Here is a 21,019-nt window from a genome sequence, read left to right as displayed (position 1 = left end):
GCCCACCGGCCCGGCCGACCGCCACCACCACCAGCCCGGCGTACCCGACCAGGGCCGCGGCGAGCAGCGCGGTGGCCAGCAGCAGCGGCGCACCGCCGGGTACCTGCCCGCCGGCCAGCGCGGCGAGGTTGAGGGCGAGCAGCCCGGCCAACGCCACGGCGAGAGCGCTGACCCCGACGCCGGGGCGCAGCGCCCGGCCGAACCGGGCCAGGCTCTCCCGGGCGGGGGGCCAGGCGCCGTTGGCGAGCCGGTCGTGCACGGCGGCGCTGACGGTGGCGACCGCCGGCGCCGCGGTGAGCACCGGCAGCACGGCCAGGGTCAGCGCGAAGCCGAGCAGGGCCAGGTCGGTGGCGTCGGCGAGCACGTCCCGCCAGTCCCGGCGGGGCTGCCTGGTCTTCCGGTGCGGCGTCATCCCTTGAGCCCGCTGGTGTTGATGCCCTGCACGAGCAGGCGCTGGAAGGCCAGGAAGAACAGGAACACCGGCAGCAGGGAGAGCGCCGACATCGCGAACATCGGCCCGAGCGACGTCTGCCCGGTGGAGTCGATGAACAGCCGCAGGCCGATCGGCACGGTGTAGCTCGTCGGGCTGGGCAGGTAAACGAGCTGGGTGAAGAAGTCGTTCCAGGTCCAGATGAACGAGAAGATCGCCGTGGTGACGAGCGCCGGCCGACTCAGCGGCAGGATCACGTACCGGAATACCCCGTACGGGGAGCAACCGTCAATCTTCGCGGCGTGGTCCAGTTCACGCGGGATGCCCCGCATGAACTGCACCATCAGGAACACGAAGAACGCCTCGGTGGCGAGCAGCCTCGGCACGATCAGCGGCAGCGGCGTGTCGACCCAGCCGAAGTAGTTGAACATGACGTACTGCGGAATGATCAGTACGTGGCTGGGCAGCAGCAGCGTGGCGATCATGATCGCGAACCACACCTTCCGGCCACGGAAGTGCAGCCGGGCGAACGCGAACGCGGCGACCAAACAGGACACGGCGTTCGCGACGACCGTGGCGAGCGCGATCACCGTGCTGTTGAGGAAGAACCGGCCGAAGCTGATGCCGTCGATGTAGCTCCAGCCGTCGGGGTAGTTGGCCCACGTCGGCTCGGTCGGGAGGACCGAGAGGTTGCTGGCCACCTCGGTCGGCGACTTCAGCGAGGAGCCGAGCATCCACAGCAGGGGATAGAGGACGAACCCGAGGATCGCGACCAGGATGACGATGCGCACCACACCGCGGAGCGCTCCGGACGAGCCGCGCCCGGTGACGGTGGCTGCCTGGACTGCCATCAGTTCTCTCCGTCCGAGTAGTGCACCCAGAATCGGCCGGTGCTGAAGAAGACCACCGTGATCAGGCCGATCGCGATGAGGAAGACCCACGAGAGCGCTGAGGCGTACCCCATCCGGAACTCGGTGAAGCCTTCGTTGTAGATGTGCAGGGTGTAGAGCAGGGTGGAGTACACCGGGCCGCCCGTCCCGTTGCTGATCACGAATGCCGAGGTGAAGCCCTGGAACCCGTTGATCGTTTCGAGGACCAGGTTGAAGAAGATCACGGGGGAGAGCATCGGCAGGGTGATGTTCCAGAACTGGCGGAACTTCCCGGCGCCGTCCACCGCAGCGGCCTCGTACAGGTCGGTCGGGACCTGCTTGAGGCCGGCCAGGAAGATCACCATCGGCGCACCGAACTGCCAGACCGCCAAGACCATCAGCGTCTCCAACGCCCAGGTCGGGTCGTTCACCCACGGCGCGCCCTCGATGCCGAAGAGGGAGAGCAGGTCGTTGAACGCGCCGTCGCCGCTGAACATCGCCCGCCAGACCAGGGCCAGCGCCACGCTGCCGCCGAGCAGCGACGGCAGGTAGAACAGGCTGCGGAACAGGCCGACGCCGCGGCGCTCGCGGTTCAACAGCAGCGCGACGCCGAGCGCGGCAGCCAGCTTGAGCGGCACCGCGATCAGGGCGTAGGTCAGGGTCACCCGGACGGCGTGCCAGTACGACGGGTCCTCGGTGAACATCCGCTGGTAGTTGTCCAGGCCGACCCACTCGACCTGATCCCAACTCGCCAGCACGTCGTAGTTCGTGAAGCTCAGGTAGAGCGAGAACAGCATGGGAAACGCGGTGATCGCCATCAACCCGAGCAGCCACGGCGATAGGAATACGTACCCCGCCCGCCCTTCCTGGCGACGCAGCCGGCCAGACTCGCGTGGTTTCCGCGCCGGCCTGCCGGACGTGGCCGAATTCGCCTCAGCGCCAGCCGACTGATGGGCCGTGGTCAAGGCCACGATCGGTGCTCCTCTCAAAGACGGGGTCGCCGCCCGGTGAGGGGCCCGCGGCCGATGCCGGTCGCGGGCCCCTCGCGCGGATCAGGCCAGTGCGGCGGACGCCTCGGCGAAGAACTGCTTGGCGGCGGCTTCGGGCGTCGCCTTGCCGTAGGTGACGCTCTCCGCGATGTCGCGCAGCTTGTTTCGCAGGCCGTTGTGCCCCTTCGGCGGCACCGGCGGGGCGGCGCCGAACTTCGAGGCCAACCCGTTCTCGAACGCGAAGGTCGCCTTCATCGAGTTGTCGCTGATGTCCGCTTCCAGCGTCTCGCGCACGTCGAGGTTGGCCGGCAGACCGCGGTCGGTGCCGAGGATCTTGGCGGCCTCCGGGTCGTTGACCAGGAAGTTGATGATGTCGGCGACGACCTCAGGGTGCTCGGTGGTGCGCGACCCGGCCCAGTAGAGCGAGGCCCGCGGCCACTGGCCCTTCACGTCGCCGGGATACGGCAGCATGGCGAGCTCGTTCTTGGTGGCCTTCTGCAGCTCGCTGAGCTGGTTGGACCACATGAAGGAGACGGCCGCCTTCCCGGTCACCACGAGCTGCGTGGAAACGCTGCCGGTGACCGCCTCGTGCACGATGTCCGCCGGCGGGGTCGCGCCCTTGGTCCGGGCTTCCTGCCAGAGCTTGAACCAGGTGACCAGGTCGGCCTCGGTGAAGCCCAACTGCTTGCCGTTGTAGAACTCCTTGCCCTGGGTCCGCAGCCACAGCCACAGCGCCTTGTAGTCGGAGCTGATGTCCATCGTGCCCCAGTACTTGCCGCCGCCCTTCTGGGTCACCTGCGCGGCCCAGTCGAAGTACTGCTGGTAGCTCCAGCCCTCCTGTGGCTCGCTGACGCCCAGCTCGGCGAGCTTGGTCTTGTCGTAGACGATCGCCGGGGTGTTCTCACCCGAGGCGATCGCGACCTGCTTGCCGTCGACCTGGCCGTACTTGGTCAGCTCGGCGTGGTGCTTGCTCAGGTCGATCTTGCCGTCCTTGACCAGGTCGGTCAGGTCCAGCGTCACTCTGCGGCTGGCGTAGTCGGTCAGATTGTTGTCGTCGATCTGGAAGATGTCCGGGGCGTTGCCCCCGGCCGAGATCGTCGCCAGCTTGTCGTAGTAACCGTCGAAAGCCTGCCAGGTCGGGGTGATCGTGACGTTGGGGTGCTTGCTCGTGTAGAGCTTGAGCGCCTCCTCGGTGGCCTTGGCCCGGGACTCGCCGCCCCACCAGAAGAACTCGATGGTGACCGGCGCGTTGGGATCGCTGCTGCTCTCGTCGTCGCCGCAGGCTGCGGTGCCGAAGGCCAGCGGCAGGGCGACGGCCGCGGCGATGAGACCGCGGAACAGCCGCCGCCGAGGGACGGGGGTACGGTGAACGGGCACGGCCGGCATGCCGGCGGTGGGGGGCGTTGCGGGGTGCATGGCGCTCACTCCTTGGCGTTAGGAGGCGACGACGCCACCGGTGGTCACGGTCGGGCGACCCGGGCCCGCAAGGCGATGCGGGCCCGGGGCATCCTCTGCGCCGCCGGGGCGGGTCCGACCGGCGGCCGCTGACGCGGGCGCGGTCGAGTCGCGGATGACCAGGTCGGTCTGGAGCATTACCTGTGCGGTGGTACGACGGTCGTCGACGGTGCCGCCCCGCCCGCCGCGGGAGCCGCGGGCGGCGACGGTGTCGTGTTGCAGGAGCATGTCGACGGCCGTCCGGCCGGCGGCCGCGGTCGGTGTGGCCACCGTCGTCAACTTTGGCCGGGTGAGCCGGCTCAGGGCGATGTCGTCGATGCCGACGACGCTGACGTCCTGCGGGACGCGCAGCCCGAGGGCGTCGAGCCCTTCGATCAGGCCGATCGCCATCAGGTCGTTGTAGGCGAGCACGGCGGTGACGTCGCCGCGGCGGACCTGCTCGGCGACGGCGCCGCCGCCGGTCCCGGTGGGATGGTTGGGCCCGAGCACGGTCAGCTCCGCCCCGCCGGCGCGCGCCGCCGCGCCGGCGGCCCGGCGGATCTCCCGGCTGGTCCACGAGCCGCGCGGCCCGCTGAGCAGGGCGATCTTCCGGTGGCCGAGGCCGAGCAGGTGCTCGATCGCCGACCGGGCCCCCTGACCGACGTCCATGGTGACGCAGGGCAGGCCGGCGACCTGGCGGTTTATCACCACCAGGGGCACCTCGCGGCTGAGCTGCTCGATGAGGCTGTTGCTCATCCGGGGGCTGCACAGCAGCACCCCGTCGACCTGCTTGGCGAGGGCGTGGACCAGCTCCTCCTCGGCGATCGGGTCCTCGTTGGTGTCGGCCACGAACACGTGGTAGTCGCGCTGCCGGGCCTGGCTCTCCGCCGCCTTGATCAACGGCGGGAAGAAGGGGTTGGCGATGTCCGCGATGATCAGGCCGATGTTGTGCGTACGCCCGGTGATCAGCGCCCGGGCGGCGCGGTTGGGCCGGTAGCCGAGCTCCTCCGCACAGGCCAGCACCCGCCCCCGGGTCTCGGGGTTGACCAGGTGCGGCGCCGAGAACGTGCGGGAGACCGTGGAGATGTGCACGCCGGAGGCCCGGGCGACGTCTCGGATGGTGGCTGGCACGGTGGGCCCTTCGTCCAATGTGGCGACGGTCACGGAGGTGTGGCCAATTAATGCAAACGGTTGCGCTCGATGTCAACGGTGAATGGTTACGGATGTGTTGCGGCTGCGCACTCACCATGCGCAGTAATAGCCACAAAAACGGATTCATGCCGCCGGTTTGGCATCGATCGTTGACGAGCTTAGGCGCCTCGTGGTTACTTGCCTGCAAACCTTTGCAGTAACTGGGGAGGCAAGCGGGATGTCAGAACCATCCGGCCGGCGGGTGCGTTACGCCCTGGTCGGCACCGGCGCGCGGGCCGAGATGTTCGTCCGGGCGCTGGTGCTCGACCACGCCGACACCGCCGAGCTGGTCGCCTTCGCCGACGTCAATCAGGCCCGGATGGACGCGCACAACCGGTGGCTCACCGGGCTGGGCCACCCGGCGGTGCCGACGTACCGGGCCGCCGACTTCGCCGGCATGCTCGACAAGGAGCGCGTCGACGTAGTCCTGGTGACCAGCGTGGACGCCACCCACGACGAGTACATCGTGGCCGCGCTGCGGGCCGGCTGCGACGTGGTCACCGAGAAGCCGATGACCGTCGACGTGCCCCGCTGCCGGCGGATCCTGGACGCGGTGGCGCAGACCGGCCGTCAGGTCCGGGTGGCCTTCAACTACCGGTACAACCCGCTGCACGAGAAGCTGCGCGAGCTGCTCGCCGGCGGCGCGGCCGGCGAGGTCGGCTCGGTGCACTTCGAGTGGCTGCTCGACGTGCGGCACGGCGCCGACTACTTCCGGCGCTGGCACCGGGACAAGGCCAACTCCGGCGGGTTGCTGGTGCACAAGGCCAGCCACCACTTCGACCTGGTCAACTGGTGGCTGGACGCCACCCCGGTGGAGGTGTACGCGGCCGGCCGGCTCTTCTTCTACGGCGAGGCCGGCCGCCGGCACGGCTACGCCCGCGCCTACGACCGGGCGCACGGCTCCCCCGCCGCCGCCGACGACCCGTTCGCGCTGCGGCTGGCCGACCATCCGCGGCTACGCGAGCTCTACCTCGACGCCGAGGCCGAGGACGGCTACCGGCGCGACCAGAACGTCTTCGCCCCGGGGGTGACCATCGAGGACGACATGGCGGTGCTGGTCCGCTACTCCACCGGCGCCACCATGACCTACCACCTCACCGCGTACGCCCCCTACGAGGGCTACCGGGTGATGGTCAATGGCAGCCGGGGCCGGCTGGAGCTGGAGGTGGTGGAGAGCGACTTCGTCAGCCCCGCCGCGGCCGGCGCACTCAAGGGCGCGGCGCTACACGGCACCGAGGCGGCCGTCGAGTCCGGCTCCGCCACCCTGACCCTGCGGCCGTTCTGGGCGCCACCCCGCGTGGTGCCGGTCGAGGGTTACGTGCGGGCGGGGCACGGCGGTGCCGACGCCCGGATGACCCGGGTGCTGCTGGGCGGCGCCAGCGACCCGGCGGGCCGCGCGGCGACCGCCCGCGACGGCGCCCTCGCCCTGCTCACCGGCCTCGCCGCGAACCGGTCCTTCGACACCGGCGCCCCGGTCCGGGTTGCCGACCTGCTCGACCTCAGCTGAGCCCCGCACACCCCTCGAGGAGCCGCATCCGTGCCGACCGACCTGCTCTTCCCCGCCGACCCCGCGCAACGCGCCGTGGCCCGCCGGCTGTACGCGCTCGCCGCGCCGCAGCCGATCATCTCCCCACACGGCCACGTCGACCCGGCGATCCTGGCCGAGGACCGCCCGTTCCCGGACCCGGCGCGGTTGCTCATCGTGCCCGACCACTACCTGACCCGGATGCTGTTCAGCCAGGGCGTCCCCCCGGCGCAGCTCGGCGTGCCCACGGTGGACGGCAGTCCGGCCGAGCGCGACGGGCGGACCATCTGGCGCCGCTTCGCCGAGCACTGGCACCTGTTCCGGGGCACCCCGTCCCGGCTCTGGCTGGAGCAGACCTTCCGGGACGTGTTCGGGGTGACCACCGGGCTCTCCCCGGCCACCGCCGACGCGGTCTACGACGAACTGGCCGCCCGGCTGGCCGAGCCGCAGTTCCGGCCCCGGGCACTGTTCGAGCGGTTCGGCATCGAGGTGCTGGCCACCACCGAGTCCCCGCTGGACGACCTCGGTCAGCACGCCAAGCTGGCCGCCGACGGGTGGGGCGGCCCGGGCGGCCGGGTGATCACCACGTTCCGCCCGGACAACGTGGTGGACATGGAGTTCGACGGCTGGTCGGCCAACGTGGACCGGCTCGCCGAGGTCTCCGGGGAGGACACCGGCACGTACGCGGGCTACCTCGCGGCGCTGCGGCAGCGGCGCGCCGCCTTCATCGCGGCCGGCGCCACCTCCTCCGACCACGGCCACCCGACCGCCCGGACCCTCGCCCTGGACCCGGGCGAGGCGGCGGCGCTGTACGACCGCGGCCGGCGCGGGCTCGCCGACGCCGCCGACGCGGAGGCGTTCCGGGCGCACATGCTCCTGGAGTTCGCCCGGATGTCCCTCGACGACGGCCTGGTGATGCAGCTGCACCCGGGCGCGGTGCGCAACCACAACCGGTGGCTGCACGCCCGGCACGGGCGCGACGTCGGCGGGGACCTGCCGCAGGCCACCGAGTACCTGCACGCGCTGACCCCGCTGCTCGACGCGTACGGCAACGACCCGCGGCTGCGGGTGGTGCTCTACACCCTCGACGAGTACACCTTCACCCGGGAGCTCGCCCCGCTCGCCGGCGGGTACGCCGCGCTCTACCTCGGCGCGCCCTGGTGGTTCCTGGACTCGCCGGAGGTGCTGCGCCGGTTCCGCGAGTCGGTCACCGAGTCGGCCGGCTTCTACAACACCGCCGGGTTCGTCGACGACACCCGGGCGTTCTGCTCCATCCCGGTGCGCCACGACGTGGCCCGCCGGGTGGACGCCGCCTTCCTGGCCCGGCTGGTCACCGAGCACCGGCTCGGCGAGGAGGAGGCGGCCGAAACCATCGTCGACCTGGCGTACCGGCTGCCGAAGAAGGTCTTCAAGATCGGGGAGGAGGCGCGGTGAACGTGACCGTCACCGCCGTCGACGTGCACGACGTGCGGTTCCCGACCGCCGCCGCCGGCGACGGCTCGGACGCGATCAACCGGGGTGACTACTCGGCGACCTACGTCGAGCTGCACACCGACGCCGGGGTCACCGGCGCCGGCTTCACCTTCACCAACGGCCGGGGCAACGAGATCACCTGCGCGGCCGTGCGGGCCCTGGCCCACCACGTCACCGGCCGGACCGTGGCGGAGATCTTCGCCGATCCGGTGGCGTTCTGGCGCTCGCTCACCGCCGACGTGCAGCTGCGCTGGCTGGGCCCGGAGAAGGGGGTCATCCACATGGCCACCGGTGCCCTGGTCAACGCGGTCTGGGACCTGCGGGCCAAGCTTGCCGGCAAGCCGATGTGGCGGCTGCTGGCCGAGTTGCCCACCGACGAGCTGGTCGCCAGCGTCGACTTCCGCCACATCACCGACGCGCTCACCCCGGACGAGGCCGGCGCCATCCTGGACAAGGGACTTGTCGGACTCGACGACCGGCTCGCCGCGCTGACCCGCGACGGCTTCCCGTCGTACACCACCTCGGTGGGCTGGCTCGGCTACCCCGATGACAAGGTGCGGGCGCTGACCCGCGCGGCGTACGCGCAAGGGTGGCGGGCGATGAAGATGAAGGTCGGCGGGGCACCCGCCGACGACCTGCGCCGGGCGCGGATCATCCGGTCCGAGATCGGCCCGGACGCGCTGCTGATGATGGACGCCAACCAGGTCTGGGACGTCGACGAGGCGATCACCAACATGGCCGCGCTGGCCGAGGTAGACCCATACTGGATCGAGGAGCCGACGCACGCCGACGACATCCTCGGCCACGCCCGCATCGCCCGCGCGGTTACCGATCTGACCGGCGGCCGGTGCCGGGTGGCCACCGGCGAGGTGGCGGCGAACCGGGTGATCTTCAAGCAGCTGCTCCAGGCGGAGGCGATCGGCGTGATGCAGATCGACGCCTGCCGGGTCGGCGGGGTCAACGAGGTGCTCGCCGAGATCCTGCTGGCGGCGAAGTTCGGCGTACCGGTCTGCCCGCACGCCGGCGGCGTCGGACTCTGCGAGTACGTCCAGCACCTGGCGGTCTTCGATCACCTGCGGGTCGGCACCAGCCTGGACGGCCGGATGGTGGAGTACGTCGACCACCTCCACGAGCACTTCACCGACCCGGTCCGCACCCGGCACGGCCGCTACCTGCTGCCCGAGGCGCCCGGCTACAGCGCCACGATGAAGCCTGAGTCGATCGCCACCTACCGCTTCCCGGACGGCCCGGTGTGGCGGTGACCGTGGGCTCCGCCGCCCGGCTCGGCCTGGGCACGCTGCGCCGGCTGCCGCCGCCGAGCCGCCCGCTGCTGCGTCCGGGCACCGCGCCGGCCGGGATCGTCCACCTCGGGCTCGGCGCGTTCCACCGGGCCCACCAGGCGGTCTACACGGAGGAGGCGATGGCCCGGGCCGGCGGCGACTGGGGCATCGTCGGCGTCGCGCCGCGCAGCACCGACGTGGTCGAGGCGCTGGCCGCGCAGGACAACCTGTTCAGCGTCACCACCACCTCCGCTGCCGGCTGCGACACCCGGGTGGTCGGCTCGCTGACCGGGGTACGGCACGGCGCCGGTGATCCGGCCGCCGTGGTGGCGCTGCTGGCCGACCCGGCGATCCGGGTGGTGACCCTCACCGTCACCGAGAAGGCGTACCAGCTCGACCCGGCGACCGGGCGGCTGCGCCCGGACCGGGAGGTCGCCGCCGACCTGCGCACCGACCGGCCGCCGGCCACCGTACCGGGCCTGCTGCTGCGCGGGCTGCTCGCCCGCGCTGCCGCGCAGGGCCCGCCGCTGGCCCTGGTCAGCTGCGACAACCTGCCCGCGAACGGCCATCGGCTGCGCGGTCTGGTCGAGCAGTCCCTGGCGTACGCGCGGGCGCCGGAGCCGCTGGTCGGGTGGATCCAGGCAGCGGTCACGTTCCCCGGCACCATGGTGGACCGGATCGTACCGGCCAGCACCCCGCAGACCCTCGCCACCGCGCGGCGGGCCCTCGGGGTGGCCGACCTGGCGGCGGTCACCGCCGAGCCGTACCGGCAGTGGGTCATCGAGGACGACTTCCCCGGCGGCCGACCGGCCTGGGAGCACGCCGGCGCGGTACTCACCGCCGACGCGGGCCCGTGGGAGCGGCTGAAGCTGCGCGCCCTCAACGGGGTGCATTCGGCCACCGCGTACCTCGGCGCGCTGGCCGGCCGGGAGACCGTCGCCGACGCGCTCGCCCTGCCGCACCTGGCCACCGTGCTGCGCCGGCTGCTCGCCGAGGACGTGGCGGCCAGCTTCACCCCGCCCGAGGGCGTCTCCGTGGTGGCGTACGGCGAGGAGGTGCTGGCCCGCTTCGCCAACCCGGCGATCCACCATCGCACGCTGCAGGTGGCCATCGACGGCTCGCAGAAACTGCCGCAGCGGGTCCTGCACACCATCGCCGACCTGCGGGCGCGGGGCCGCTCGGCACGCTGGGCGGCGCTGGTGGTGGCCGCCTGGGTGCGCTTCGCGCTCGGGTACGCCGACGACGGCGCGGCGCTGCCGTTGAGCGACCCGCTGGCCGGGCGGATCCGCGCGGCGCTGGCCGCGGCTCCGGATACGCCGGCCGGCGCGGTCGACGCGCTCCTCGCGTTGCGCGAGGTTTTCCCCGCCGAGGTCGCCGAGGACGACGAGGTGCGTGCCGACGTCACCGACTGGCTGACCGCCCTGGAGCGGCACGGGGTGGCCGCGACGCTGGCCGGTGCCCGGTGACGCGCGGCGGATCGGTGGCAGCCGGGCGCGCCGGCGCGGCGGCCGTGCCCCGGATCGCCGTGGTCGGGGCGAACGGGCACGGCCGATGGCACCGGCGGGTGATCGCCCCGCTGCACGCCGCCGGGCGGCTGCGCCTGGTCGCCCTCGTGGACGTCCGCCCGGTCGAGGAGGACCCGGCGGCGCCGGTCCCCGCGGGCACCGTGGTCGGCGCCGACCACCGGGAGGCACTTCGCGCGGTCCGCCCCGACGTGGTGGTGATCTGCACCCCGCCGCACACCCACCTGCCGCTCGCCCTGGACGCGCTGTCTTACGGCGCGGACCTGCTGCTGGAGAAGCCGCCGGTGCTGTCCACGGCCGAACACCGGGAGCTGTCGGCCGCGCTGGCCGACACCGGGCGGGTCTGCCAGGTGGGCTTTCAGGCCCTCGGGTCGGCGGCGCTGGCGGAGCTGACCGGGGCGGTGACGGCCGGCCGGCTGGGCACGCTGACCGGCATCTCGACCGTGGCCGCCTGGCAGCGCTCCGACGGCTACTACGCCCGGGCGCCCTGGGCCGGCCGGCGGACGCTGCACGGCCGGCCGGTGCTCGACGGCGCGCTGGCCAACCCGCTCGCCCACGCGGTGATGCAGTGCCTCGCGGTGGCCGAGGCGGCCGGCGGCCCGGTGGTGCCGGAACGCGTCGAGCTGGAGCGCTACCGGGTGCGCCCGATCGAGGTCGACGACACCGCGGTGCTCCGGGTGACCCCGCGCTCGGGGCCGCCGATCGTGGCGGCGGTGACCCTGGCCGGGGAGGAGTTCGTCCCCGGCGAGGTGATCGTGACCGGTACCGCCGGCCGGGCGGTGCTGGAGTACTCGACCGACCGGCTGCGGCTTCCCGGCGACGACGCGCCGCGCGAGGTGGCCGGCCGGCGGGGGCTGCTGGAGAATCTGCTGGCCCACCGGGCCGATCCGCGGTCGGTGCCGCTGATCGCACCGCTGGCCCGGACAGCGCCGTTCACCGCCGTGCTGGAGGTGGTCCGGGCGGCGCCCGAGCCGACCCTGCTCGGCGGCGACCTGGTCGCCGCCGCCGGGGACGGGCCGGACCGGGTGCTGACGCTGACCGGGGTGAACGAGGTGCTCCGCCGGGCGGCCGAACGCCGGCAGCTCCCCTCGGAGTTCGGGGTGCCGTGGGCGGGCACGCCCCACCGGGTGCTACTGGCCGGCCAGCCGGCACCGCAACGCAGTGCAAACGATCTCACCGGGTGACCGACCGGCGAATCGGACATAGCCCCAGGTACCCCGACAGCGACGGCCGGGGCGGTGGCCCCTGCGCCCGGGCGAATGCAACTAATCTGCACATGCAGCGCATTGACCGTATTTGATTCTCAACCGTACCGTCTTCCTGTCACGACCCTCCGACGTGGACAGGCGGTACGAACGATGCGCAGAGCTGGAGCGGGCGCGGCGGGACTGGTCCTCGCCCTCGCCCTGAACCTCGTGGCGGCCGGCCCCGCCGGGGCGCAGCCGACCGGCCCCGCCACCACCGTCGGCGACGGTGACCAGATCTCCCGGGCGGCCCGGCTGCTCGGGCGCCAGCCGCTGCCCAGCAGGGACGGCTGGGCAGCGGCGGGCACCGGCACCTCCGGCGGCTCGACCGCCGCCGCCGACCAGGTACACGTCGTGGCCACCCGGGCCGAACTGGTCGACGCCCTCGGCGGCGACAACGCCACCAACCGGACCAACACCACCCCGAAGATCATCTACGTCGACGGCACAGTCGACGGCTTCGAGGCCCCCGGCGGCACCCTCCTCGACTGCGCCGACCTGGCCGACCCCGGCTACTCGCTCGACGCCTACCTGGCCGCGTACGACCCGGCGGTCTGGGGACGGACGGCGCCGAGCGGCCCGCTGGAGGCCGCCCGGGTGCGCTCGGTGGCCAACCAGACCCGGCAGACACAGATCAACGTCGGCCCGAACACCACCATCATCGGGCTCGCCGGCGCCCGGCTGACTGGGCTGACCCTGATGATCGACGGCGCGGACAACGTGATCGTGCGCAACCTGACCCTCGTCGACGCGCGGGACTGCTTCCCCGCCTGGTCACCCACCGACGGCAGCGCCGGCAACTGGAACTCCCAGTTCGACCAGATCTCGGTACGCCGCAGCGAGCACGTCTGGATCGACCACAACACCTTCACCGACGGCGACAACCCGGACAGTGCCCAGCCGGTCCACTTCGGCCGGCCGTACCAGGTGCACGACGGCTCGCTCGACATCACCCACACCGCGAGCCTGGTCACCGCGTCGTACAACCGCTTCCTCGGGCGGGACAAGGTGCTGCTGATCGGCTCGTCCAACACCGTCGGCCCGGACGTCGACCGGCTGAAGGTGACCCTGCACCACAACCTCTTCCACGGCACGCAGCAACGGCTGCCCCGGGTCCGCTTCGGCCAGGTGGACGTCTGGAACAACCACTACCGCCTCGGCCCCGACCTCGACTACGCGCTCGGCGTCGGCGTGCAGTCCGCCCTCCACGCGGAGAACAACTTCTTCACCCTCGCCCCGCAGGTCGACCCGGCCGACGTGATCCGGGACTGGGGCGGCACCGCGCTCACCGAGCGGGGCAGCTGGCTTCGCCACGGCGACGCCCGGCCGCGCCCGGTCGACCTGCTCGCCACGTACAACGCCGCCCACGACCCCGACCTGGCGCCCGACGCCGGATGGACGCCCACCCTGCGGCGCGGGCCGGTGCTGCCCGCCCCGGCGGTCCCCTACCTGGTCGGGGCGCTCGCCGGCGCCGGGCGGCTGCCGCTGTAGCGCGCGCCGCGCGGCGGGACTGCTCCGGCAGGCCCGCCGCGCGTCCACTCCACCACCACAGGGGCAACCGCGCCCAGGCTGCCTCGGAGCGGATCAGGCCGAGTCGGCGCGGCCGAGCCGCCAGTAGCCCATCAAGGCCACCGCCCGCCGGTCCAGCCCCCGCTCGGCGACCAGGTGCCGGCGCAGGGTGCGGATCACGCCGGCCTCCCCGGCCAGCCACGCGTACAGCGGCACCGGGGCGGTCGGCGCCGGGACCTCCCAGAGGATGTCCCGGTCGACGTCCACGTCGGCGATCGACCCGCCGCGCGCCGGAGCCGACCCGGCCAGCAGCTCCCCCGCCGCCGCGGTCACCGCCGGGACGAGCCGGCTGCCGTGCGCGGCGCCACCCCGCGCGGACCAGTGCACGGTGACGCCGGCCGGCGCCGTCACCGGCAGCACGTCGCCGGGCTCGGGCACCTCCAGCAGCACCCGGCCCCGGGCGTCGGCCGGGAGGCGTTCCAGGATCGCGCAGATCGCCGGCACCGCGGTTTCGTCACCGGCCAGCAGCAGCCGGCCCGTCGACGGCGGCCGGAACTCGACCCCGCCGTGGTCCCCGCCGTACCCGGCGTCCGGGCCCAGGATCGCCACCTCGTCACCCGGCCGGGCCCGGCGCGCCCATCTGCTGGCCGGGCCGCCGTCGCCGTGCAGGACCAGGTCGACGTCCACCTCGCCGAGGTGCGGCCGCACCGCCCGGACGGTGTAGGTGCGCACCGGGTTGCGCCGGCGCTCGGGCAGGGCCCGCCACCGCGCGTACCAGTCCGGCCCGCCCGGCAGGTCCACCGTGCTCTCCCCCGAAAGCGGCAGCGCGAGCTTGATCCGCTGGTCGTAGCCGTTGTCGGCGAACCGGTCCAGGTCCGGTCCGGTGAACGTGACCCGCAGGAAGGACGGGCTGAGCCGGCGTACCGCCCGCACCTCGGCGGCGAACAGGCGCCACGGCGCGATGGGCAGGGTCTCGGTCATGGTGTCTCCGTCGCACGGTGGGTCGCGGAACATCGGTAAGGCTAACCTAAGCTGATCTCCGGTCAAGGCGCGAATGCCGAACTCACCCGAACGGTGGAGCCGGTGCCCGGGTGCCCACCCGGCGCGACAGCCGCGGCAGGGCGGTAGCGTGACGCCACACCATGGCCGTGGGGCGGTCGCCCGCCGCACGACGCTCGACCGTACGGAGGATGGGCATGTCCCACGGCGAAGAGCCGTTCGCGGTGCGCGACGACGTGACCTCGCGACCCGATTTCGACGTCACGCTGCGCGGCTACGACAAGCGACAGGTGGACCGGTACGTCGAACGGGTGGACGGCGAGATCGCGGCGCTGACCGCCGACCGCGACCGGGCCTCCGGTCAGCTGCGGGACCTGGCCGCGCAGTTCGGGCAGCTCCAGGCGGAGGTGACCGAGCTGCGCCAGCGGCCGGCGCAGGTGGACCGGGCGTCCTTCCGGGACCTCGGCCCGATGGTCGACGAGATCCTGGCTCTGGCGGAGAAGCAGGCCGACGCCATCACCGGCACCGCGGCCGAGCGGGCCGCCGAGCTCGGCGCCGAGGCCGACGCGCTGCTCGCCGACGCCCGCGAGCGGGCCATCCGGACGCTGCACGACCTCGAAGACGAGCTGGCCGCCCTGCGCGCCGCGCAGGAGAAGGCCCACGAGGAGCGCCGCGCCGCCGCGGAGGCCGAACTCGCCGAGATCCACCGGACGGCGGAGCGGCTCCGCGCCGAGGGTGAGGCCGCGCACGAACGCGCGCGGCAGGAGGCCGAGCGGATCGAGGAGCAGAGCGCCAAGCAGGTCGAGCAGGCCAGGGCCGAGTCCGAGGCGTTCCTGACCTCGGCCCGTACCCAGATCCACCAGGAGGTCCAGGCCGCCCGCGTCCAGACCCAGCAGGAGCTGGCCCAGTGGCAGGCCACCGTCGAGCGGGAGCTCACCGAACGGCGGGCCGCCGTCGAACAGGAGATCACCGAAGCGCGCGCGACCGCCGAGCGGGAACTCGCCGCCCAGCGCAGCGCGGCCGAGCAGGAGATCGCCACGCTGATCGCCGAGGCGCAGCAGTACGCGGCCAAGGTGCGCCAGCGCGCCGAGGAGCAGTCCACCGCGCACCAGCAGCAGCTCGGCGCGGTGCAGCAGGACCTGCGGGACCGGCGCGAGACGCTGATTCGGCTGCAGTCGGAGCTGGAGACCACCCGGCAGCAACTCGACCAGGTACGCCAGGAGGGCGACGCCACCGAGCGCGAGCTGGCCCAGCTGCGGCAGCGGCTCGGCGAGACGCGCCGGGAACTGGCCGACGAACTCCACCGGCTGGAGGAGGCGCGGCGCTTGGCCGACTCCGCCGAGAAGCACGCCAAGGAGGTACGGACCCGGGTGCGGCGAGAGGCGAAGCGGGTGGCCGACCTGGCGGCGGCAGCCGTCATGGCCGCCGCCGCGGGTGGCGCCGAGACCGCCGAGTACCCCACGGTGACTGCTCGGCCGGCCGCCGACCGGCCGGTCGCCCCGCCGGCCGGCCCCCCGGCCGAGCCGGCCGCGCCCGAGCCGGCCCCGGCTCCGGTGGCCGCCGAGCCGGACGCCGACCGGGACGTCGCCGAGGTCCCCGCCGGGTTGGTGGCCGAGGCGGGCGAACCGGCGCCCGAGCGGGCGGTCACCGGCGCGTAGGGGTCGCCGGGGCGCACCTCCCACCACGGGAGTAGCCGGTTCCCGCGTGCCCGATCAGGGCCTCCGCCGGCGCCGCAACAGGGCACGTCCGAAGACGCCGCCACCGGTCGGGTCGCCCATCCTGGGAGGAAGGCGGCGCGCCAGCATCCGGTGCCGCCGCCCGCTCGGCGCGGACCTCGCGCGGCCGCTCCGGCCGGCCAGTCCCCTGGTCCCGCCGGGCCGCACGACCGCCCACCCCTGCCCGGGCCCGGATCGCCGTACCGGTCTCGTGCGGCCCGGCCGGCACAGAAACGAGGCGCGATGGCCCTGCAACGAACCCCCGCAGCCGATCTGTCCCCGACGCCTTCGGCCCGGGTGACGCCGGCACGGCGGCGCCGGGTCGCCCTGACCAGCGCCGCCGCCGGTGTGCTGCTCGCCGTGCTGTGGTCGTTCGAACTGGTCGACTCGGTGATCGGTGACACGGTGGCCGACACCGTACTCGGGCACGACGCCAAGGCGACGGCCATCGCCGGCACCGGTGCCGGGCTGCTGTTCGCGTTCGTCTCAGGCTTCGCCGGTACCTTCACCGCGTGCAACATCGCCATGATGGCGTCGGTCGGCCCGATGAGCGAGGTGGGCGCGGCCGGCGGCGCCGGACGCACCGTACGGTCACTGCTGCGGCCGGTCGGCTGGCTTACCCTCGGCATGGTCGCGGTCGCGGCCACCTACGGGGCGCTGGGCGTGCTGCTCGGCGACCGCCTGCCGCAACTGTCCCGCGACACCGTCGGCGGGATGCCGGTCCGCCTGATCCAGTCCTCGGTCGTGTTCGGCGTCATCGGGCTGGCGCTGACGTACCTCGGCCTGGCCGCCCTCGGCCTGGTGCGCGACGTCTTCGCCCGCCGGCCGGTGCTACGGGTGGTCACCATCGGCGCCCTGGTCGGCGGTTTCCTGATCGGCCGCCCGTACCCGCTGTTCAACAAGCTGTTCCACTGGGCCGTGGAAACCGGCAGCCCGGGGTACGGCGCGCTGGCGTTCACGTTGCAGTCCCTGGGCAACATCGTCATCGTCACGCTGATCTTCGCGGGCGTCGTCCTGGTCAGCCGCGGGGGCTTCCTGCGGTGGATTGCGGATCCCCGGCGCTCGGCGGTGGTGACCGGTGCGCTGCTGGTCGCCCTCGGCGTCTTCACTGTCGTGTACTGGGATCTGCGGGTGCCGGCGCTGTTCGGCGTGGGATGGTTCCCCATGATGCCGTACACCTGACCGCCGAGGGTCGGCCCGCGGCGCCCACGGTGCACCGTGCGCGTCGCACCGGCCCCCCGCCGCGGGCGGGCAGTGCGGCCGCTTCCGGAAGGAGTGGCAGCGCCATGAAGATCGAGACCGGCGCCGCGACGGCCGGGCGGGTACGCGGCGGCGAGGAACCGCCCACCGCCACCGCCCCGGCCGCACCGACCTCACTCGCCGTCTGGGCCGCCTCCGCCCAGCTGGCCCGGCTCGTGCTCGACGACGAGGACGCTGAGGACGAGTCACACATTCTGCGCGGCCTGGACTAGGCCGCACGCCCTCGCTGTCGGCACCGGGAGACCGGCGCCGCTCACGCTCGTCGGCCCGGCGCGCGGTCACCGCCCTGCCACCGGGTACCTGCCGGCCGGCACGGCGACGCGGCGGGAGCCCGGCCGGGCTTGTCCCGGGGGCGTACGGTCAGGGGACGGTGCCACCGCCCGGTGGACGTCCGACGGGGACCCGAGGGCTGGTGCGCGCGCCGTGTCAGCCGGTCAGTACGGTAGGGATGTGTCTCTATGGATGGCCGCGATGTGGGGATTCGTCGGCAGTGCCGTCGCCGAGGCCCTCAACCTCTCCGGGATGATGCGCCCGACAAGCGAGTCCGAGGGCCGGTGGCAGTGGCCGTGGCGGGACCGGCGGGACCGGCCGATTGTGGTGTTCGCCGTCCTGCTGCGGACGGTGGCCGGCACCGGGCTGGCGGCGGCGGCCGGTGCGGGTGGCCTCGCCACCACGGCCTTCGCCAGCTTCACGTTCGGCGTGGCGGCGCCCCTGGTGATCGCGAAGATGTTCGACCAGATCCGGGTAACCGGGCAGGGGCAGCCGCCCGAGAACGTCGGCTCCAGACCGGACGGCGAGCACGATGACGCGGCCTGACAGCCGGCTGGACCGGTTCATCGCCGCGCTGGCCGCCCGGCCGGCCACCACGACCACGACCGTTCCGGTGCCGACCCGGACCAGGCTGGCCGCGGCGCTGGCCGCCCGGCCGGTGGCCGGCGTCCGGCCCGGCGGGTCAGCCCGGGCGCTGGTGCGCGACCACACCGACGGCGGGAAGCTGACGCACCGGGTCAAGGAGGTGCTCGCCGGGATCCTGGGCACCACCGCAGACCAGCTGCGGGTCGACGCCGACGGCGACGTGGGCATCCGGGCCGGCTCCGCCATCATCTTCGTCCGGACCCAGGACGACCCACCGCTGGTCGACGTCTTCTCCCCGCTGCTCACCGGGGTCGAACCCACCGAGTCGCTGTACCGCCGGCTCTCCGAGCTGACCAACGGCCTGGTCGTCGGGCGGATCTACTGCACCGGCGACACGGTCTGGGCGTCCATCCCCGTCTTCGGGCAGGACTTCGTCCCCACCCACCTGCTGCTGGCGGTGCGGGCCATGGTGGAACTCGCCGACGATCTCGACGACCAGTTGCGCCGGGAGTTCGGCGGCAGCCGGTTCTTCGGCCCGGAGGCGTCAGGGCTGGTGGCGGTGCCCGACCCGACCGGCTACCTGCGTGACCTGGCCCGCTCGGGGGCGAACGGCGCGGGCAGCGTGCTGGTCGACCTGCTGGCCGACCGAGGCCGGACCGAGGAGCTGCGGATGCGCGCCGACCACGGCGACTGGCACGCCGCGGCCCGGCTCGCCGCGCTGCTGGCCGGCCACGGGCACGCCGACGAGGCCGAGCGGTACTGGCGGATCGCGGCCGATCAGGGCGACCCACGGGCCCGCGACGAACTGGCCGCCCTACTGGCCGCGCGGGGCCGGCACGACGAGGCGATCGCTCTGCTGCGGCGGGCGGTCGACGACGCGGACTGGCGTCCGCTCCCGCTGCTGTTGACCCTGCTCACCGAGCAGGGGCGCGTCGACGAGGCGGTCGAGCTGTTGCGGCAGCGGGCCGCCGGCCGCTGACCCGGCGCGTGCGGGTCAGCCGGACAGGCCGGTGCAGGCGGCCTCGTCGATGGTGCAGGCCGTGGGCCTGGAGCTGGTCTGGGCGCCGGACACCCGGAAGGTGACCTGGACCGCGCCGCCGCCCGGCAGCGGACCGGCGTTCTCCTCGGGCACGAACGTCCAGGTCGCCCCCGAGCGGCTGGCCCGGGCCCCGCGGACCGAGGTGACCTCGAGCGACTCCCGGGGCAGCGTCACCACCAGTTCCCAGGCCGCCGCCGGGTTCGGCCCGGGGTTGCTGACCGTCACCGCGGCTCCGTAGCTGAGCAGGGCGGACTCCTCGACCGCGAAGTGCGCTTGCAGCGGGATCCGGCTGGTCGCGGTGGTGGCCGCCGGCCCGGACCGGGACGGCCGGGCACCCGGCGGCTCCGCCGCCGGCGGGTCGTCGGGCGCCGGCAGTTTGGAGGCGGCCGGCCCGGGCCGCGCCCCGAGGTCCCCGACGCCGGGGGGACCCGGCAGGGCGGCCTGCGGCGGCGGGTCGATCGCCACCGGCGTCAGCCGCTCCGGCGTACGCAGCACCACGACGGCGGAGACCGCCGTTGCGACCAGCACCGCCAGCGACGCGAGCACCGCCGCCGGGGCCAGCCGCGACTGGTCGCCCCGACCGGACACGACGCCCCGGACGGTCCCGGCCGCCGCGACGACCCGGTCGAGCAGGATGATCGCCACGGTCCGCCGCGGCCGGAGCCATAGTGCCCGCACGTGTCTCTGTCCTTCCGATCGTCCACCAGGTCGACGCGGCGACTCCGGTCGGTCGCCGCCCCCGTCACAGCGCCCGGAGCCCGGCGAGCATGGCTTCCAGCAGTTCCCTGGTCGCCTGCCCGGAGAGCGTGGGTGGCTGGTGCAGCTCGATCAGCCCGGCCGCCAGCAGGTCGCCGAGCAGCACCCGGACGGTGCTCACCGGCAGGTCGAGCTCCGCGCCGACCTCCGCCACCGACAGCGGGCCCCGGCACATGTCGACGATCCGCGCCTGCTCGGGGAAGAGCCGCGTGGACGGGGTGGCCCCGACCCGGGCCACGACCAGGGAGATGAGGTCGAGATGCCCGCGCTCGGGTGCGCTGCGGCCGCCCGTCATCGCGTACGGCCGGACCACCGGGCCGGCGTCGTCGTCGTACCACGCCTCGTCAGGCGCGCCGTTCGGGTGCACCGGATTTCCTAGCCGTCACGGTGGGCGCCGGTTGCAGGTACACCGGGAGGTGACGGTCGGCCTGCCCCACGAAGAGCGCCACCTCGTACGCCATGTCGCCGACCTCGACGTCGCCACCCATCCGGACGGTGAGGATGGCCCCGTTGCGGGTGGTGGCGACGAACAGGAACGACCGCGCCATCTGCACCACGATCTGGCGCAGCCCGCCGCCGGTGCACACCCGCGTGGCGGCCTGGCCCAGTGCCTCCAGCCCGGCGACCATGCTGGACAGTTGCGCGGCCAGTCCGTCGTCGACGTCGCGGCTGGCGCCGAGCAGCAGTCCGTCGGGGGACAGCACCACGGCGAACTCGGCCCCGTGGACCCGGTCGACCAGGTCGTTCAGGGCGTCGGTCAGGGTGTCGGCGCTGGTCACTGATGGGGTCATCTGGCGTCCTCTCGCTGCTGACGGACCGGGAACTCGGCGGTGTCGGAGCCGGCGGCGCCGGGCCGCGGCACCCGGTGCCGGGTCCGCACGGGCAGCTCCCCGCCGCCCGGCCCGGCCGGCGGCGGGGCGGGCGGGGG

General features: G+C 73.7%; 19 protein-coding genes and 1 pseudogene. 11 read left to right on the top strand and 9 right to left on the bottom strand.

Going from position 1 to position 21,019, the window contains the following annotated elements:
- The 5 genes and pseudogenes from C1I99_RS14790 to C1I99_RS14770 all read right to left on the bottom strand — a co-directional run.
- Positions 1-412 (bottom strand): annotated as a pseudogene (locus C1I99_RS14790) (hypothetical protein); the annotation flags it as partial.
- Positions 409-1,281 (bottom strand): carbohydrate ABC transporter permease, encoded by an 873-nt coding sequence (locus C1I99_RS14785; protein WP_111134798.1) that lies wholly within the window; start codon positions 1,279-1,281, stop codon positions 409-411. The gene C1I99_RS14785 and the pseudogene C1I99_RS14790, both read right to left, overlap by 4 nt.
- Positions 1,281-2,177, bottom strand: a complete 897-nt coding sequence (locus C1I99_RS14780; protein ID WP_233512508.1) for a carbohydrate ABC transporter permease — start codon at positions 2,175-2,177, stop codon at positions 1,281-1,283. Before C1I99_RS14780 ends, C1I99_RS14785 begins: the two co-directional genes overlap by 1 nt.
- 174 nt (positions 2,178-2,351) lie before the next feature.
- Positions 2,352-3,704 carry an ABC transporter substrate-binding protein gene (locus C1I99_RS14775; RefSeq protein ID WP_111134802.1) on the bottom strand — a complete coding sequence of 451 codons (1,353 nt, stop codon included), beginning with the start codon at positions 3,702-3,704 and terminating at the stop codon, positions 2,352-2,354.
- Positions 3,705-3,722: 18 nt separating this feature from the next.
- Positions 3,723-4,853, bottom strand: coding sequence for a LacI family DNA-binding transcriptional regulator (locus C1I99_RS14770; protein WP_111134796.1), 1,131 nt, complete (start codon positions 4,851-4,853; stop codon positions 3,723-3,725).
- Positions 4,854-5,091: 238 nt separating this feature from the next.
- Between C1I99_RS14770 and C1I99_RS14765 the strand changes: the two genes are divergently transcribed.
- The 6 genes from C1I99_RS14765 to C1I99_RS14740 all read left to right on the top strand — a co-directional run bounded on the left by C1I99_RS14765 (position 5,092) and on the right by C1I99_RS14740 (position 13,449).
- Positions 5,092-6,420, top strand: a complete 1,329-nt coding sequence (locus C1I99_RS14765; RefSeq protein ID WP_111134795.1) for a Gfo/Idh/MocA family protein — start codon at positions 5,092-5,094, stop codon at positions 6,418-6,420.
- A gap of 30 nt (positions 6,421-6,450) precedes the next feature.
- Positions 6,451-7,872: a glucuronate isomerase gene (gene uxaC, locus C1I99_RS14760; protein ID WP_111134794.1), complete on the top strand. Its 1,422-nt coding sequence runs from the start codon at positions 6,451-6,453 to the stop codon at positions 7,870-7,872.
- Positions 7,869-9,173 (top strand): enolase C-terminal domain-like protein, encoded by a 1,305-nt coding sequence (locus C1I99_RS14755; protein WP_199562128.1) that lies wholly within the window; start codon positions 7,869-7,871, stop codon positions 9,171-9,173. Before uxaC ends, C1I99_RS14755 begins: the two co-directional genes overlap by 4 nt.
- Positions 9,164-10,657: a mannitol dehydrogenase family protein gene (locus C1I99_RS14750; RefSeq protein WP_111134793.1), complete on the top strand. Its 1,494-nt coding sequence runs from the start codon at positions 9,164-9,166 to the stop codon at positions 10,655-10,657. The genes C1I99_RS14755 and C1I99_RS14750 overlap by 10 nt, the downstream gene beginning before the upstream one ends.
- Before the next feature lie 14 nt (positions 10,658-10,671).
- Complete coding sequence (locus C1I99_RS14745; RefSeq protein WP_111134800.1) at positions 10,672-11,898, top strand: Gfo/Idh/MocA family protein; 1,227 nt, start codon at positions 10,672-10,674, stop codon at positions 11,896-11,898.
- 174 nt (positions 11,899-12,072) lie between these two features.
- Complete coding sequence (locus tag C1I99_RS14740; protein WP_111134792.1) at positions 12,073-13,449, top strand: pectate lyase family protein; 1,377 nt, start codon at positions 12,073-12,075, stop codon at positions 13,447-13,449.
- A 93-nt stretch (positions 13,450-13,542) separates the two neighbouring features.
- Here the strand turns inward: C1I99_RS14740 and C1I99_RS14735 are convergent, their stop codons facing one another.
- Positions 13,543-14,448 carry a siderophore-interacting protein gene (locus C1I99_RS14735; protein ID WP_111134799.1) on the bottom strand — a complete coding sequence of 302 codons (906 nt, stop codon included), beginning with the start codon at positions 14,446-14,448 and terminating at the stop codon, positions 13,543-13,545.
- Positions 14,449-14,663: 215 nt separating this feature from the next.
- Between C1I99_RS14735 and C1I99_RS14730 the strand changes: the two genes are divergently transcribed.
- The 5 genes from C1I99_RS14730 to C1I99_RS35205 all read left to right on the top strand — a co-directional run bounded on the left by C1I99_RS14730 (position 14,664) and on the right by C1I99_RS35205 (position 19,275).
- Positions 14,664-16,124: a coiled-coil domain-containing protein gene (locus C1I99_RS14730; protein ID WP_233512507.1), complete on the top strand. Its 1,461-nt coding sequence runs from the start codon at positions 14,664-14,666 to the stop codon at positions 16,122-16,124.
- 300 nt (positions 16,125-16,424) lie between these two features.
- Entirely contained in the window at positions 16,425-17,363 is a 939-nt protein-coding gene (locus C1I99_RS14725; RefSeq protein ID WP_111134791.1) for a hypothetical protein, read from the top strand.
- A 104-nt stretch (positions 17,364-17,467) separates the two neighbouring features.
- On the top strand, positions 17,468-17,653 hold the full coding sequence (locus tag C1I99_RS14720) for a hypothetical protein (RefSeq protein WP_111134790.1): 186 nt from the start codon (positions 17,468-17,470) through the stop codon (positions 17,651-17,653).
- A 238-nt stretch (positions 17,654-17,891) separates the two neighbouring features.
- Positions 17,892-18,257, top strand: coding sequence for a hypothetical protein (locus C1I99_RS14715; RefSeq protein WP_146603962.1), 366 nt, complete (start codon positions 17,892-17,894; stop codon positions 18,255-18,257).
- A complete protein-coding gene (locus C1I99_RS35205) occupies positions 18,244-19,275 on the top strand; it encodes a T3SS (YopN, CesT) and YbjN peptide-binding chaperone 1 (protein ID WP_111134788.1) in 1,032 nt (343 codons plus the stop codon). Before C1I99_RS14715 ends, C1I99_RS35205 begins: the two co-directional genes overlap by 14 nt.
- A 15-nt stretch (positions 19,276-19,290) precedes the next feature.
- Here the strand turns inward: C1I99_RS35205 and C1I99_RS14705 are convergent, their stop codons facing one another.
- The 3 genes from C1I99_RS14705 to C1I99_RS14695 form a co-directional block, all read right to left on the bottom strand.
- A complete protein-coding gene (locus C1I99_RS14705) occupies positions 19,291-20,013 on the bottom strand; it encodes a cellulose binding domain-containing protein (RefSeq protein WP_111134787.1) in 723 nt (240 codons plus the stop codon).
- 64 nt (positions 20,014-20,077) lie between these two features.
- On the bottom strand, positions 20,078-20,458 hold the full coding sequence (locus C1I99_RS14700) for a DUF742 domain-containing protein (protein WP_111134786.1): 381 nt from the start codon (positions 20,456-20,458) through the stop codon (positions 20,078-20,080).
- The gene (locus C1I99_RS14695; protein ID WP_111134785.1) at positions 20,436-20,882 is read right to left on the bottom strand and encodes a roadblock/LC7 domain-containing protein; all 447 of its coding nucleotides are present in this window, start codon (positions 20,880-20,882) and stop codon (positions 20,436-20,438) included. The genes C1I99_RS14700 and C1I99_RS14695 overlap by 23 nt, the downstream gene beginning before the upstream one ends.
- Positions 20,883-21,019 lie beyond the last annotated feature (137 nt).

Origin of the sequence: Micromonospora deserti, assembly GCF_003236335.1 — a bacterium.
Taxonomy (GTDB): Bacteria; Actinomycetota; Actinomycetes; order Mycobacteriales; family Micromonosporaceae; genus Micromonospora; species Micromonospora deserti.
The sequence above is the reverse complement of the archived record's forward strand: the minus strand, read 5'-3'. Positions and strand labels throughout refer to the sequence as shown.

Bases quoted from the DNA above. Each gene is read 5' to 3' on its own strand.
- C1I99_RS14785 (WP_111134798.1), bottom strand. From the start codon at position 1,281: ATGGCAGTCCAGGCAGCCACCGTCACCGGGCGCGGCTCGTCCGGAGCG.
- C1I99_RS14775 (WP_111134802.1), bottom strand. From the start codon at position 3,704: ATGCACCCCGCAACGCCCCCCACCGCCGGCATGCCGGCCGTGCCCGTT.
- C1I99_RS14765 (WP_111134795.1), top strand. From the start codon at position 5,092: ATGTCAGAACCATCCGGCCGGCGGGTGCGTTACGCCCTGGTCGGCACC.
- C1I99_RS14740 (WP_111134792.1), top strand. From the start codon at position 12,073: ATGCGCAGAGCTGGAGCGGGCGCGGCGGGACTGGTCCTCGCCCTCGCC.
- C1I99_RS14735 (WP_111134799.1), bottom strand. From the start codon at position 14,448: ATGACCGAGACCCTGCCCATCGCGCCGTGGCGCCTGTTCGCCGCCGAG.
- C1I99_RS14730 (WP_233512507.1), top strand. From the start codon at position 14,664: ATGTCCCACGGCGAAGAGCCGTTCGCGGTGCGCGACGACGTGACCTCG.
- C1I99_RS14725 (WP_111134791.1), top strand. From the start codon at position 16,425: ATGGCCCTGCAACGAACCCCCGCAGCCGATCTGTCCCCGACGCCTTCG.
- C1I99_RS14720 (WP_111134790.1), top strand. From the start codon at position 17,468: ATGAAGATCGAGACCGGCGCCGCGACGGCCGGGCGGGTACGCGGCGGC.
- C1I99_RS35205 (WP_111134788.1), top strand. From the start codon at position 18,244: ATGACGCGGCCTGACAGCCGGCTGGACCGGTTCATCGCCGCGCTGGCC.
- C1I99_RS14695 (WP_111134785.1), bottom strand. From the start codon at position 20,882: ATGACCCCATCAGTGACCAGCGCCGACACCCTGACCGACGCCCTGAAC.